Annotated in this window: 1 protein-coding gene; it reads right to left on the bottom strand. The window is 74.0% G+C overall.

Annotation, left to right across the window (positions count from 1 at the left end; translation table 11 throughout):
* Nucleotides 1-385: RNB domain-containing ribonuclease (locus KUA55_RS18225; protein ID WP_218327779.1), on the bottom strand; the 385-nt coding region annotated here is incomplete at both ends.

Raw genomic sequence — 385 nt, 5'->3', positions numbered from 1 at the left:
CTCGCGTCCAGACGCAGGTCCCACACGTACGCGGGCGTCACCTGACCGGGCAGCAGGCTCGCGCGGGCCTCGCTGAAGACGGGCGGGTGCAGCGGCGTGCGGGTGTCCGGCGCGTAGACCGTCTGCCCTCGCCGGCGCGCCTCGGCGTCGATCGCACCTCCGGGTGGCACGAAGGAGGGCAGGTGGGCGATGGCGTACCGGACGCGGTAGCCGTCACCGTCCCGCTCCAGGTGCATGGCCTGGTCGAGGTCCATCGAGCCCGGCGGGTCGATCGTGAGGAAGGGGACCTCCGTCAGGTCCTCGGTCGGGAGGTCGACCGGGGCGGCGGCCACCCGTTCGGCCTCGGCGAGCACCTCGGGCGGGAACTCCTCGGGCACCTCGAACC

The sequence above is a fragment of the Enterococcus alishanensis genome (assembly GCF_019218635.1).
Classification (GTDB): domain Bacteria; phylum Bacillota; class Bacilli; order Lactobacillales; family Enterococcaceae; genus Enterococcus_A; species Enterococcus_A alishanensis.
The sequence above is the reverse complement of the archived record's forward strand: the minus strand, read 5'-3'. Positions and strand labels throughout refer to the sequence as shown.